Source organism: Treponema zioleckii (assembly GCF_014737315.1).
GTDB lineage: Bacteria > Spirochaetota > Spirochaetia > Treponematales > Treponemataceae > Treponema_D > Treponema_D zioleckii.
This window is the reverse complement of record NZ_JPUF01000079.1, coordinates 1-14,881: the sequence shown is the minus strand read 5'-3', so window position 1 is coordinate 14,881 and position 14,881 is coordinate 1. Positions and strand designations below refer to the sequence as shown.

At 44.9% G+C, this 14,881-nt stretch carries 11 protein-coding genes; all 11 read left to right on the top strand.

Annotated features, from left to right (window positions below):
• The first annotated feature begins 546 nt into the window (after positions 1-546).
• The 11 genes from JI65_RS15180 to JI65_RS15130 all read left to right on the top strand — a co-directional run bounded on the left by JI65_RS15180 (position 547) and on the right by JI65_RS15130 (position 14,625).
• A complete protein-coding gene (locus JI65_RS15180) occupies positions 547-1,551 on the top strand; it encodes a type 2 periplasmic-binding domain-containing protein (protein ID WP_191018010.1) in 1,005 nt (334 codons plus the stop codon).
• A gap of 130 nt (positions 1,552-1,681) precedes the next feature.
• The gene (locus tag JI65_RS15175; protein ID WP_191018009.1) at positions 1,682-2,155 is read left to right on the top strand and encodes a tripartite tricarboxylate transporter TctB family protein; all 474 of its coding nucleotides are present in this window, start codon (positions 1,682-1,684) and stop codon (positions 2,153-2,155) included.
• A 1-nt stretch (position 2,156) separates the two neighbouring features.
• A complete protein-coding gene (locus JI65_RS15170) occupies positions 2,157-3,746 on the top strand; it encodes a tripartite tricarboxylate transporter permease (protein ID WP_191018008.1) in 1,590 nt (529 codons plus the stop codon).
• Positions 3,715-4,401, top strand: coding sequence for a transaldolase family protein (locus JI65_RS15165; RefSeq protein ID WP_191018007.1), 687 nt, complete (start codon positions 3,715-3,717; stop codon positions 4,399-4,401). Before JI65_RS15170 ends, JI65_RS15165 begins: the two co-directional genes overlap by 32 nt.
• 9 nt (positions 4,402-4,410) lie before the next feature.
• The gene (locus tag JI65_RS15160) at positions 4,411-5,292 is read left to right on the top strand and encodes an NAD(P)-dependent oxidoreductase (RefSeq protein ID WP_191018006.1); all 882 of its coding nucleotides are present in this window, start codon (positions 4,411-4,413) and stop codon (positions 5,290-5,292) included.
• Positions 5,282-5,980 carry a DUF4867 family protein gene (locus JI65_RS15155; protein WP_191018005.1) on the top strand — a complete coding sequence of 233 codons (699 nt, stop codon included), beginning with the start codon at positions 5,282-5,284 and terminating at the stop codon, positions 5,978-5,980. The genes JI65_RS15160 and JI65_RS15155 overlap by 11 nt, the downstream gene beginning before the upstream one ends.
• Positions 5,981-5,982: 2 nt before the next feature.
• Positions 5,983-7,326 (top strand): fucose isomerase, encoded by a 1,344-nt coding sequence (locus tag JI65_RS15150; RefSeq protein WP_191018004.1) that lies wholly within the window; start codon positions 5,983-5,985, stop codon positions 7,324-7,326.
• A gap of 11 nt (positions 7,327-7,337) precedes the next feature.
• Positions 7,338-9,290, top strand: coding sequence for an alpha-glucosidase (locus JI65_RS15145; RefSeq protein ID WP_191018003.1), 1,953 nt, complete (start codon positions 7,338-7,340; stop codon positions 9,288-9,290).
• Positions 9,291-9,334: 44 nt separating this feature from the next.
• Positions 9,335-11,860 carry a (2S)-3-sulfopropanediol dehydratase gene (gene hpsG, locus JI65_RS15140; protein WP_191018002.1) on the top strand — a complete coding sequence of 842 codons (2,526 nt, stop codon included), beginning with the start codon at positions 9,335-9,337 and terminating at the stop codon, positions 11,858-11,860.
• Between the two features lie 16 nt (positions 11,861-11,876).
• Positions 11,877-12,773, top strand: a complete 897-nt coding sequence (locus JI65_RS15135) for a glycyl-radical enzyme activating protein (protein ID WP_191018001.1) — start codon at positions 11,877-11,879, stop codon at positions 12,771-12,773.
• 616 nt (positions 12,774-13,389) lie between these two features.
• Positions 13,390-14,625, top strand: coding sequence for an aminotransferase class V-fold PLP-dependent enzyme (locus JI65_RS15130; RefSeq protein ID WP_191018000.1), 1,236 nt, complete (start codon positions 13,390-13,392; stop codon positions 14,623-14,625).
• The last annotated feature ends 256 nt before the right edge of the window (positions 14,626-14,881 follow it).

Sequence of the window (14,881 nt, the reverse complement as noted above, 5' to 3'; positions counted from 1 at the left end):
CTCCCGGTCAATCGCGGAGTGAAGAAATCTATCGCTTGTAGACCTCTCGACTACGCTCGAGGTGACACTCACACTATATGAAGTGGTTTCGACTTCGGTCGAGGTGCAAAAACGGTCATTAAACCTGTCGAAGTGTCTCTCTCTGTCATGTCGAGCGAAGTCGAGACATCTACTACTCCCGGTCAATAGCGGAGTGAAGAAATCTATCGCTTGTAGACCTCTCGACTCCGGTCGAGGTGACAAAAACGCTCATTAAACTTGTTGAGCGTCCCGCTCTGTCATGTCGAAGCAACTGTGTTGCGAATGGTTCAGCATGACAATACTCCAAAATTACCAACTTTCCAATTTCCATTTTCATTTTTCCATTCTTAATTTCCCATATAATCCTATCTAAAAAGTATGAAATTCTTTTAAAAATCTATTGACCAATTTTTTTGCAGTAGATATATTCTCTTATATCATATATTTCCTATAGTTTTAGTATACAATATATATTGTGAAAAACCGTTTTTTTTGCGAAGCGGAAAAATAAAAAAGGAGGCTTTTATGAAAAAAGCAATTTTTAAAACTTTGGGTATTGCCGTTCTATTTTTAGGTGCAATCGCATCATTTGTTGGCTGGAAACGAGTTGAAACAGTAAAGATTATCTGTCCTTACGGAGTCGGTGGCACGGCAGATGCTATTGCCCGAAAATACGCAGAAGTTGCGAACAAGCTCCAGAGCGACTACAACTTCGTAGTCGAACAAAAAACAGGCGGAGACGGATTTGCAGCCGCTCAATTCTTCTCTGAAGAAAAATCAAGCAAAAAAGACTTGCTCATATATGGCTACGGAGTTGCTTACCGCCATGATTTAGGAAAAAAATACAAAACAGAAATTGTAGATTTTGACAGAAGCAAGATTTACCCAATTGCGTCAGTAGATGACCGCACTTGGATTTTATATGCACTTCCGAATCAAAGTCTTGCCGCAATTCTTAACAAAGCTCGTAACGGCGGAATCAAAATGTCAGGCGGAAACCCGCTTTCAGACCCGCACCTCGCGTTGGGTTCGCTCATAGCACAGGAAGGCGGAACAGTCCGTGTAGTTCCGTATGACGGCGGAGCCGCTCAGAAAAAAGGACTTCTGGACAAAGAAGTTGACGTATTCGTAGGAAGCACACAGGTAGCCCAGCAGGAAGTTGAGGCAGGAACCCTCGTTCCGATTCTTGCGTTCTCAGACAGACCGTTCAACGGATTCGTTACACCAACAGGAAAGATTTCGGTTCCAACAATCGCAGGAGTCTCAAAAGCCCCTGAATTGAATGCAACAAATGACTACTCAGGCTCAATTCTTGCGGCAGGCGGATTCATTGCGACACACACAGGTGCAAAGCAGGCTTGGATTGACACCGTTGCAAAAATTTCAAAAGACGTTTGGGCAAGTCCTGAATATTCAGATTGGATAAATTCAATCCTCCTGAACAACTTTCAGGTCTACGACAAAGACGCGTCAAAATATCTGGAAGCAGCTAGTAAAAAAGCTGTGGCAGCATACGCAAAGCTCAAATAACAAAGAAAAGTTCCACACAAGTTCAGTTTTTGAGTCCCATTTAAAAATCAATTCTAACCTTTCAGGTGCAGTCGGTATCCTCCTCCGACTCACCTGTTTTAAAATCCACTTTTCAACAAGGACTACAGCTATGAGAAAAAGTATAAAAATCAAAACAAATCTTTTTTCGGGAATCATTCTTGGCTGTATATCAGTGCTGCTGCTGATATTGTTGCCAACGCAGGTTCGTATGCCAACCTACGACTCCGGTGCGCCGAGTCCTCGAATCATTCCAGCCATTGCGCTCGTGGGAATTCTAATCAGCTCCATCGTTCTGATTGTGCAGAGCGTCGTTTTTAAAAAAGAAAAAATCATCGAATTCGATTTTAAGAAAGAATTGCCTTCCCTCATTTTTATCGCACTCTTTCTGCTTTACGTGGTTCTTCTGATTTACATTGGCTTTGTGGCCGCATCAATAATCATCTTTTCGGCAGTGCTTTTTTACGAGGGCGAGCGAAAACCGTTCATCTACATTTTTAATGCCCTCATGGCAATTGGCATTTACTTGCTGTTCAAATATGTGTTCAACATTTCACTTCCGACTTTTTTGGGGTTAGGAGACTAGAATGAGCGATTTTTCACTTATCTCACAAGCCATACCGCTAGTTTTTTCTCCGGCAAACCTTCTCGTAATCTTCGGGGGGCTTTTTCTCGGAATGATTATTGGCTGCGTTCCAGGTCTTACAGTCACACTCGGAATCATTCTCCTCCTGCCGCTCACCTACCAATTTTCTTCACCTGACATGGCGATTATTTCTCTGTTAGCAGTGTACGTTGGAGGAATGTACGGAGGCTCAATCTCCGCGATAACGCTCAACACTCCGGGAACGAATTCCGCAATCGCCACAACGTTCGACGGCTACCCTCTGGCAAAACAGGGAAAAGTCAAAAAAGCTCTTGATGCTTCACTTTTTGCTTCTGTGTTCGGCGGGATTTTTTCGGCGGTACTTCTTTTGCTCTGCGCAAGCTTCATCACAAAACTCGTGTCAAGATTTGCTTCCGCAGAATATTTTTCAATGGGAATTTTGGGACTTGCGATGATTGCAGGCGTTAGCGGTGACAGTCTTCCCAAAGGAATCATTTCGGGCCTTTTGGGAGTATTGGTCTGCTGCATCGGTGCGGATGCCGTAACAGGAGTAATGAGATTTACGTTCGGACTAAAAGTTCTTCGCTACGGAATCGACATTCTTCCCGCCATGATTGCAATGATTGCTCTGATTCAAGTAATTCAGAAAATGCGGGATTTTAAGAATTCAGGCGGAAAGCTAGATGACGTAACAAAAATTGACCATGAAGGTCTTCGCTGGAAAGAAATTAAAAAACTCCTGCCAGCGTGTCTAAAAAGTTCAACAATCGCTTCGTTTATTGGCGCAATGCCTGGAGTTGGCGGAGGGGTCGCACAGTTCATGTGTTACAACGAAGTAAAACGCACGTCAAAGCATCCTGAAAAATTCGGGAAAGGCTCTCTCGAAGGAATCGCGGCTGCAGAATCAAGCAACAACGCTGTCGTTGGTTCGGCAATGATTCCGCTTTTGACGTTGGGAATTCCTGGCGACGGCGTTACGGCACTTCTTTTGGGAGCGTTCATTTTGCACGGCATACAGCCAGGCCCAACAATGTTCAGCAAGCAAGGTGCTGTTGCGTATGCGATAATTTTGGGATGTCTCGTGGCGAATATCCTTCTTTTGGCGGTAGGGCGGATTCTTACACGCACGGTAGCAAAAGTCGTGCAGGTTCGTTACACCTATCTGGCCCCAGTCATCATAATGTTCTGCTTTGCAGGCGCATATGCGGCAAACGGCAGTACAAAAGATTTAATCATCACGGCGGCGGTGCTCGTACTCACCTACATTTTAATCTTCCTTGATATTTCGGCCATTCCGTTCATGCTCGGAATGATTCTTGAAAAAATCATGGAAATGAATTTTGTTACCAGTATGATGAGCTACAACAATGATATTTTGATTTTCTTTAAGCGACCAATATCGCTCATAATCCTGATTCTTACAGTCGTTCTCTTGTATTCGCTCCTTAGAATAAACAAGCGGGTAAACGCATTGAACGAAAAACAAATAAACGAAAACGAAATCTCAAAAGATGAAATCTCAGACGAGGAGGAAAACAATGAAGTTTTTTTTGGACAGCGCAAAGCTTGACGAAATCGTGCAGGCTCACAAAACATTTGGAATCGACGGAATAACGACAAATCCGCGTCATATCCAAAACAGCGGAAAACCGTTTCTTAAGGCAATCGGGGACATTGCATCCTGGGTAAAAAGCGAGGGACTTTCAGGCTACGAGGTTTTTCCAGTTTCGGTTGAGATAAATCCGCATTTGGACTCAAGAGAGAGCATGATTGACGCTGCAAGAAAAATTGCTGCAATCAGCCCGAATTTCGTAATAAAAATTCCGGCGACTCAGGAAGGAATTGCAGCTGCAAGACAGCTTGAAAAAGAAGGAATCAGAACGAACGTGACTCTTGTTTTTTCGGCAGCTCAAGCATTGTGGCCAGCAAAAAACGGCTCGCTCTTCGTCTCTCCGTTCATCGGCTGGAAAGAAGACAACGGCGAAGATTGCGGAAAATACATAAACGATATTGTACAGATTTACAAGAACTATGGATTCTACGGGAAGACTCAAATAATTTGTGCGGCAGTTCGAACTCCAAAACAAATCGTAGAATGTGCTGCGGTGGGAGCTGACATCGTAACGGCGGGCTTGGAGGTCTATCAGAACAGCATAAATCATGCCTATACGCGGCAGGGAATTAAAATTTTCAGCGACGCATGGGACAACACAGCACGCGAGTAGGAGAATTTTATGAAAATAGGTTTTATCGGCTTAGGAATCATGGGGCAAGGAATGTGCGCGAACATCGTAAAAAAACACGATGACACCGTGTACTGCTACGACCATCACCAAGAAAACATTCGGCCACTCGTGGAACAGGGAGCGGTTGCCTGCGAAAGCGGCGAGGAAATTGCGAAAAAAGCGGACGTAATCATTTCGATGGTGCCAAAATCAGAAAATTCACTTGAACTTTACAGTGCAATAATTCCGTATTTGAACGCACAAAAACTCTGCATCGACATGAGCACGATTGACCCGTCAATTTCGGTGGACATTTCACGTGCAGTTCAAAAAACAGGCGCGCTTTTCCTTGATGCGCCGGTCGTAAAATCAAAAATGGCGGCAATTGCAGGCACTCTCGGAATTTACGTTGGCGGCACTGACGACGCTTACAAAAAAGCCTTGCCAATTCTCCAGTACATGGGCGAAAACATAATTCATCTCGGAAAAAACGGCGCAGGTCTAGTAATGAAAGCTTGCCACAACGCACTTGTGTCTCAAATTCAAAACGGCGTAAATGAAACGATTGCGCTCGCAAAAGCAAACGGAATTGACGTTCAGACATTTGCAAAAGCCGTGTCTTACGGTGGCGGGCAGAATTCTTATTTGGACAACAAAAAAAATGCGATTGCAAACAAGGATTTTGAAACGGCATTCAGCGTACAAAACATGGCAAAAGACGTAAATCTTGCCTTAAAACTCGCAAACGAAAGCGGACTTTCCTTACCTGGCGAAGAAAACGTGGCAAAAGTCTATGAAAAGGCAATAAAACTCGGACTTTCAAAAAAAGATTTTAGTGCGACGGCAATAGTCGTAACTGGAGAATTAACGGAGAATCCGAATGAGTCATAAAACACTTGAACGACTAAATGAAGTGAACGATGTTCCGATTCATCCTGTAACATCACAAAAATTTTCCGTCTACGGGAGAATCGTCACAGAACACGATTTTTCTTCTATATATAAGCATCTAAAAGAAGGCACAGAAATCCCTCAGTTTGGAAACGTGTATGTCGCTTCTGATGAAAAACTTGAATCCTTGCCAGTCAAGACGGAAATTCAGAACCAGCTTTACGGCGGAATGCCCGTTCAAATCGGATACTGCAACGGGAAAAACACAACTTTCAACGGATTTGAATACCACAAAGGAAGCGAAATAAACATTGCCGCAACGGATTGTATGCTCGTTCTGGGGCGTGTTCAGGACATCAATTTTAATGACACCGCACACGGTTTTCCAACGTACCGCATTGAGCAGGCAGAAGTATTTTTTGTTGAAAAACACACGGCAATCGAACTTTATCAAACGACTCTGCATTTAAGCCCGTGCAGAACAAACGAGGAAGGTTTTAAAGTTGCTGTCGTTTTGCCACGCGGAACAAACACTCCTCTCGAACAAAAAACTCAGGCAAAAACAGGCGAAGGTCTCTTGCTTTTGCAGAAAAACAAATGGGTAATCGCACATCCAAAACGAGAACCGCTCATAAAACAGGGCGCTTGTCCTGGATGCCTCGGAGAAAACAAAGAATTGAGATACTGAATATGAAATTTAACCTAGTTTACATACCAATCGGAGTCGGTACTTTTCACATGGAAAGTGCCCAAAAACTGTTCGAGGAATCTAAAGCCCTTCTTCGCACGCTCGAACCACAATGCACGGTTCCTCAAAAACCACTCCTAACAGTTCAGGAACTGTCTTCCTATCTTGAAGAAGTAAATCCAGATTTAATCATTCTTCAAAACCTTACGTTCGCAAATGCGGCGTACACAACAGAAGTCGTAAAACGTTTTTCTTGCCCAATCCTTTTGTGGACTTTGCGAGAACCAGTAATCGATGGCGGGCGGCTAAGGCTGAATTCCCTAACGGGTGCATTTTCTGCTGCAAACGCAATTAAGAATTTTAGGGGAATAAACCATCAATTTGAGCATCTTCTCGCACTCCCAACGGAAAAGGTTGCAAAATCCGTGTTAAAAAGAACGATTCGTGTCGCCAAGCTAAAAAATCAACTTTCCTCGCTAAAACTTGGGCTTGTCGGACACACTCCGCAAGGATTCGGCTTTGGGCAGGCTCTGGACGCTGAGCTTACTCGCACTTTTGGTTGTACACTGGACTCAATCGAGGCAAGGGAACTTATTTTGCGAGCAAAATCTTATACCGCAGATGAAATTCTACCGTATATTGAAAAGGCAAAAAGCAAAGTGAATGGCCTTGATTCAATTCCAGACGAAAACGTGCTGAATTTTGCCAAGCTTTACAAAGCCTACAGCGAGTATGTAAAAAACAACGGCATTATGGCACTTGCCTCACGTTGTTGGCCAGATTTTTTCGTGGATTTTGGAACTCCGGTTTGTGCGGTGCTCTCGCTCCTGAACGAAGAAGGCGTCGTTGCAAGCTGCGAAGCAGACATTTACGGAGCACTTTCAATGTACATCGCCTCGGAGCTGAGCGAACACGGAGTCTTTTTTGGAGACCCAGTTTCGCTCAACGAAGAAGAAAATTCCCTCACCTTCTGGCATTGCGGAATGGCAGATTGCTCACTTGCCCGCACCGACACCGGAGCTGCCGTTGGAGTGCACCCGAACCGCAAAATAGGGCCCACAATGGAATTTGGCTGTCGTCCGAGCGAGTCTGCAACAGTGTTCCGTGTGGGACGAACGGCACAAGGCGATTTTAGGCTTTTTATCGCTTCCGGCAAAATTCTTGACAAACCAAAACAATTCTTGGGAACCACGCTGGTCGTCAAATTAAAAACCGATGCAAAAGATTTAGTCCACACGGCAATTACGGACGGTTGGGAACCGCATTTTGTTGTGGCATACGGCGACATTGCCGAAGAACTTGTCGCGCTTGGAAAAATGCTTTCGATTCAAACACGACGTTTTTAAGCGGAGGAAAAATGATTAGGTTAAAAGACATCGCAAAAGTTCAGGTTGTCGTGGCGCATGGAAAAGCGAGTTTTAATATGGAAAAAGGTAGTTTTGACTACACCGACGAAGTTACGTTCAAAACACAGTTAATTCAGAACGATGTAAAACTTACGAAAAAAGAATTCAGCGCACGATACACAACTCCAAACGGAGAAACGACAGGATTCATTACGGCAAGTTTTGACTCTTCAAAAAACACACTTGAGATTCAGACAAAATTCATTTCGCCAAAAACAAACAGAGTTTATCTCACTTTTCCATCGGAAGAATCCCATTATTATGGCTGCGGCGAAACTTTCTCGGAATTCGACCTGAGCGGTGAGCGAGTCCGCATTTGGGTTGCAGAGCATCAAAACCTAAAACGAATCGAAAAAAAAACTGACGACTCGCCAATTCATCCGCTGGATTACTACGAGTCTTATTACGTTCAGCCTACGTTCGTAACAGGAAACCGCTGGTACATGCATGTAGACGGCAAAAACTACATGGAATTTGATTTTCGAGTCCCAAAACAGTTCACGATTCAGCTACGCGAAGATGCGGAAATAAGTTTTTCCGGAGCAGAATCTTACGAAGAACTTTCAAAAAAACTTGCAGACCAGCTCGGTCGGCAAAAAGAACTTCCGGATTGGCTTTACGACGGAATCATTCTTGGAATCCAGAGAGGAAGCGACGAAGTTCAGGCAAAAATTGACCAGGCAAAAAATCACGGAGTTTCGGTTTGCGGAGTTTGGTGCCAAGATTGGTGCGGTTGCCGAAAAACTCAATTTGGCTATCAAGTGATGTGGAACTGGGAAGCGGACGAAACACTTTATCCCGGCTTAAAAGAACGCATCAAAAAATGGAAAGATGACGGAATCCACTTTTTGGGCTACATAAATCCATTCCTCGCACTTGAAAAACCTCTTTACGCTTACGCAAGTTCACATGGCTACTGCGTAAAAAAAAGCGACGGAAGCGATTACCTCGTCACAATCACGACTTTTCCCGCCGCAATGATTGACTTAACCAACAGCGAGGCCTGGAAATGGTACAAAAGCGTCATAAAACACAAACTGATTGAAATAGGCATGGACGGTTGGATGGCGGATTTTGGCGAATATCTTCCTGTTGACGCAGTGCTTTCGAACAAAGTTCCTGCAAAAATCATGCACAATCAATGGCCAGCACTTTGGGCAAAACTGAATCAAGAAGCCGTGCAAGAAAGCGGACGTGAAAACGAGATTTTCTTTTTTACGCGTGCAGGCTTTACAGAAACCATAAAATATTCAGCAATGATGTGGAACGGGGACCAGCATGTTGACTGGTCTTTTGACGATGGCCTTCCTTCCGTGATTCCAGCGAGCCTTTCACTCTCGATGAGCGGATTCGGTCTCGTTCACTCGGATGTAGGCGGATACACCACAAACGAACGACTTCACCGAAGCAAGGAACTTTTTATCCGCTGGGCAGAAATGAACGCATTCTCCATTCTCATGCGCAGCCATGAAGGAAATCAGCCGTGGAACAACGTTCAATTTGATTCTGACGAAGAAATCTGGGCTGAACTAAAAAAAAGCGTGGAACTTCACAAACGGCTAAAGCCATATCTAAAAAAATGCGTTTCTGAATGTGCCAAGACCGGCGTACCGGTAATGCGACCACTTTTCTATCACTACGACGAACAAGCAGCCTACAGCGAAAAATACGAATATCTTTTGGGAAGAGACATTCTTGTAGCCCCTGTCCTGCAAAAAGGCGAAACAGAGCGGCAAGTATATCTTCCAAATGACAAATGGGTGCATATCTGGAGCGGAAAAACCTACGACGGCGGAAGAATCGTAGTGCCGGCTCCGTTCGGTCAAATCCCGGTTTTTGTCCGTCTTTCCAACGAAGAAAAAAGAGTTGACGAAGCACTGGCAAAAATATATTATCCCTATTAAGCATATCGGATTAATAGGAAATATAACTTTTAGCAGAGGTTTTTATGAACGCACAAACTACGACACGAACAAAGGAACTCGTTCTTTCTCCTCAAGAAGAAAGAATTGCACAAACAGGCGGAACACTCACCTTTATTGATTCAAATTCACAGTCCGAAAGCAAAAAAAACAGGATTCAAAAAATCTTTGACAGCTTCAAGGACTCAAAATCAACGGTTGACGTACAACGAGCCAGGTACTTTACCGAAAGTTTCAAGGAAACAGAAGGCGAAGCACTGAGCCTAAGGTGGGCAAAAGCCTTGTACAAAATCGCAGAAAAAATCGAAGTCACGATTGATCCATACCAGCTACTTGCAGGCCGAATAGGAAAAGCCGGCAAATACGGACTTTTGTATCCTGAACTCGACGGTTGTTTTTTGCATCAGTTCGTAAAACAGGCTCAGAGCCGCAAAGAGTCACCTTTTGAAATTTCGCAGGAAGACGTTCGCATTATCGAAGAAGAAATCGCCCCGTACTGGGAAGGAAAAACTTACTACGACGAACTCAGCCGGGCTTTCCCCGACGACGTTTTGCGCGTAACCTACGACCCAAAAGATTTATTTACCAGCCGATATATCGTAAACGAAACTTCTTCAATGCGTTCTGCCCTGCAATGGGTTCACGACTACCAAAAAGGAATCGACGAAGGTTTTGAAGCAATAAAAAATCAGGCGCAAGAAAAGCTGAACTCATTGAATCCTCTGAATCCAGAAGAAAGTCTTGACAAAACGCAGTTTTTACAGAGCATCATAATCGTAAGCGATGCGATTATTTTATGGGCGCACCGACATGCCGTAAAAGCGGCAGAACTTGCAAAAAACGAGCAGAACTCGGAGCGAAAAAAAGAGCTTGAAAAGCTTGCGGAAATCTGCGACAAAGTTCCTCGTTACGGAGCCACAACCTTCCACGAAGCACTTCAATCACAGTGGTTCATTCAGATGTTCAGCCGTCTTGAACAAAAAACCGGGGCTACAATCAGCAACGGAAGAATGGACCAATATCTCTGGAAATATTACGAAAAAGACAGCAAAGAAGGAAAAATTACAAGGGAAGAAGCAAAAGAACTCTTTCAGTGCATGTGGCTTGGAATGGCCCAATATCAGGATTTATACGTGAGTCCTGCCGGCGTAAAATTCAACGAAGGCTACGCACATTGGGAAGCCGTTACAATCGGCGGAGTTGACAAAAACGGTTACGACGCGACAAACGAGCTGACTTACATTCTTCTTGAAAACAAGCGAGAATTTCCGCTGAACTACCCGGATTTGGCAGCACGAATCCATTCGCTAAGCCCGGAACGCTATTTGTATGAAGTTGCGGAAACAATAAAAGACGGAGCGGGATTCCCGAAACTCCTGAACGACGAAGAAATCATTCCGCTTTTGCTTTCAAAAGGAGCTGATGCCGCAAATGCCAACGACTATGCGGTTTCGGGTTGTACCGAAGTGCGAATGCCGAATCTTGACACCTTCACCACACCATGCGCATTCATCAATATCGCTTCGCTCGTAGAGCTGACATTGTACAACGGCCGAATGAAAAAATACGGTGACGAACTTTTGACGATAGAAACCGGCGACGTGCGGAACTTTACCACCTGGGAAGAATTTTATTCTGCATTCATCAAGCAAGAAAAACACTTGCTCACTCTGTTTTTTAAGCAGCAGTACGTTGCAAACAGAATCCGCCCCAAACATTTTGCATCCCCTTTGGGTTCCGCATTGCACAAACTCTGCATGGAAAACTGCACGGACTTGCACAGCCAGCACGTAAAAGGCGGTCTTGATTTAGGATTCTTTGATTTTATTGGTCTTGGAACCGTCGCAGATTCGCTTGCGGCAATCAAAAAAAATATTTACGAAGACAAAACCGTTACCTGGAACGCACTTTTGGAAGCTCTCGCAACAAACTTTGAAGGTTTTGAAGCTTTGCAGGCTCGCCTAGCGCACAGTCCGGCCTACGGAAACGACGACAGCTACGCAGACAGTATTGCAAAAGACATTGACAGAATCGGAGTTCAGTTTGCCCACGAAAATTCAAAATATCTCGGAATGCAACTCGATGTTCGCTACGTTAGCCAAAGCGCCAACGTTCCATTCGGCAAAGTCATCGGTGCTCTTCCAAACGGACGAAAGGCAGGCACCGCGCTTTCTGACGGCTCATCGGCAAGCCAGGGAGCAGACACTCACGGTCCAACAGCAGTCCTAATGTCAAATTACAGAACCAAGAATACGGATATGAACAACCGAGCTTCCCGCCTGCTGAACATAAAACTCAGCCCCGCAACCGTTAGCGGCACCGACGGAACAAAAAGGATTGTCTCGTTCATAAAAACATGGCGTGATTTAAAACTCTGGCACTTGCAATTCAACATCATAAACCGGGAAACGCTCCTAAAAGCAAAGGAACATCCAGAAAACTACAGGAGCCTTCTCGTGCGTGTTGCGGGCTACAGCGCGTACTTCGTAGAACTAAGCCCGGAATTGCAGGACGACGTTATCTTACGAACAGAACACACTGCCCTAAACTGATGGCGGAGCAAAAAACATGCTCGGACGAATTTTTAACATTCAGCATTTTTCAGTACACGACGGCCCCGGAATCAGAACAGTAGTTTTCTTTAAGGGCTGTCCCTTACGCTGTGCGTGGTGCGCGAACCCAGAATCCCAAGTGAGGAAAATCCAGCTTGGATGGAACTGCGGGGAATGCATCGGGTGCAAGAGCTGCGTAAATCAACTCGGTAAGCTCGGCTGCCATTTTAAGGACGACGGGCTTTACTGGAATCAAGATATTCAGCTTACCGCGGAAGACGCAAAAGAGGTGAGCTACATTTGCCCCACCCACGCACTCCATGCAATCGGGCGAGACGTAACGGTGGAAGAAGTGCTTAAAGAAGTCGAAAAAGACAGCAGTTTTTATGCGGAAAGCGGCGGCGGAATAACCTTGAGCGGCGGGGAGCCTCTCTTACAGCACGAGTTTGTCACGAGTCTCCTGCGCGAAGCCGGAAGACGGCACATCAACCGCGCAATGGAAACCACGGGACTTTCCCGCTACGAGATTTTTGAAGAAGTCGCAAGTGAACTTGATTTTTTGCTGATGGACGTAAAAATGTGGTCAAAAACTTTGCATGAAAAATGGACCGGTATGCCAAATGATGTGATTCTGGAAAATCTTGAAAAAATCAGGCGAAGATTTCCGGAACTTCCGATTTTGCTTCGCACACCAGTGATTCCAGGCGTGAATGACGATGAAAAAGAGCTTTCTGCAATTACGAAATTCGTTCGTTCACTGGGCGGAAAAACTGAGCATGAACTTTTGCAATACCATCGGCTGGGAAAACCAAAATATGAGTCTTTGCACCGCACTTACGAACTCGGAAACGCAATGCTGAGCGACGAACGGTTTATCCGGCTGAGAAACTGTGTCAGAAATTTGCCTCAGTAAATTTTGACACAAATTAACACTGATGAACACCGATACGACGCAAACAACCACGAGAGTTGAAAAATTTGTCATAGGGCTGTCCAGAAGCTTTGTTGCATACGGCCACTGAGCGTCTCACTTTGTCATGTCGAGCGTCTCACTCTGTCATGTCAAGCATTCCGCTCTGTCATGTCGAGCGAAGTCGAGACATCTACTACTCCCATTCAATCGCGGACTAGAGAAATCTATCGCTTGTAGACCTCTCGACTACGCTCGAGGTGACACTCACACTATATGAAGTGGTTTCAACTTCGGTCGAGGTGACAAAAACGGTCATTCCGACTATGTTCTGGCAGGCATTGTAGAGTTATTCCGATTTTTCAGTATCTGTGACTAATCTGCGCTATCTGTGTTTATCCGCGTCGAAAAACTGCTAGCCGTCATGACGAGCATCCAATTCTGTCATGTCAAAGCAACTGTGTTGCGAATGGTTCAGCATGACAATACTCCAAATTTTCAATTCTCAATTTTCCTCTTTCAAGTTTCATCTTTCGCTTCCTCATTGACCAATTCCTAGTAATTTAGTAGTATTTTATATAATTCATATAGTTTTACTAGGTTTTAAGTGAGGTGCTTCATGGGTTTTGTAACAGATTCTCTTCATAAGGGAGTGCGGCACGAGAAGAATTCCGACGCAACTCTACCACCGATTTGTCAAGTAAGCGCGTTTGGTTTTCAGGACATGGAAACACTTGAAGACGTGTTCAACGGTAAAGCAGCAGGATTTGCTTACACCCGAATCGGAAATCCAACGGTGGCGGCATTTGAGCAGCGCATTTCGGCTTTGGAGCACGGTTTTGGCGCCGTGGCAACATCATCCGGAATGGCCGCCATAAGTCAGGCATTGCTGAATTTTTTGAGCACCGGGGACGAAATAATCGCTTCGGGCGGTCTGTACGGCGGCACGATTCAGCTTTTTACGCTTTTTAGGCAACTCGGCATTACGGTTCACTACGCAAACGACCTTTCTTCAAGTGTCCTAGAAAAAATCTTAACCCCAAACGTAAAGGCGGTTTTTGCGGAAGTGATTTCGAACCCCGCCTTAAAAATTACGGACTTAAAATCATTGGCAGATTTCTGCCACAGCCATTCGCTCCCGCTCCTCGTTGACAGCACGACGGCAACACCATTTTTGGTGAACCCGATTGATTTTGGTGCGGACATCGTGATTCATTCTTCGTCAAAATACATAAACGGAACTAGCAACAGCATAAGCGGCGTGATTATTGATTCTGGAAAATTCGACTGGGATTTTGACCGATACCCAGCCCTAAAAGCCTACAGCAAATTCAAAAAGATGGCTTACCTCATGCGCCTCAGAAAAGATTCGTGGGCAAGTCTTGGAGGCTGTCTTTCTCCGTTCAACGCCTACATGAACATCATCGGCCTGGAGACTTTGGGGCTAAGAATGGAACGCATTTGCAACAACGCACACAAACTTGCTCTCGCGCTTTCAAAAATTCCCGGCACGAACGTAAATTATCCTCTTCTTGGAATTGAAAATGATGAACAAAATTCGCTTTGCAAAACTCAGCTGAAAGGATTTGGCGGAGGAATCCTCACCCTGCGCACCGGCAGTCGGGAAAAGACTTTTAAGACTATAAATTCGCTCAAACTCGCAACGGTCGCTTCAAACATCGGAGACGTGAGAACGCTAGTAATCGCGCCAGCCAAAACGCTTTATCTTCACAACACGGAAGAAGAAATGCACGCGGCAGGTGTTTACGAGGACACTATCCGTGTAAGCGTAGGCATTGAAGATGCGGAAGATTTGATTGAAGATTTTACTCAGGCTCTCAAAAGTGCATTGTAAAAATTCAGGAAATTTGATAATTCTACACCCAATTTTGATGCCCCGCACAGTCGAAACCTCTCATGATTGAAAAAATAATAACGGTCATTTCGACAAGCTCAATGCCCCTTTTTTGTCACCTCGAGCGTAGTCGAGAGGTCTACACGCGACAGACTGCTCCAGTTCGCTATAGCCGGGGAACAGCAGATGTCTCGACTTCGCTCGACATGACAGAGTAGGACGCTCAGAAAGACAACTTGCAAATTTCAACACAGAT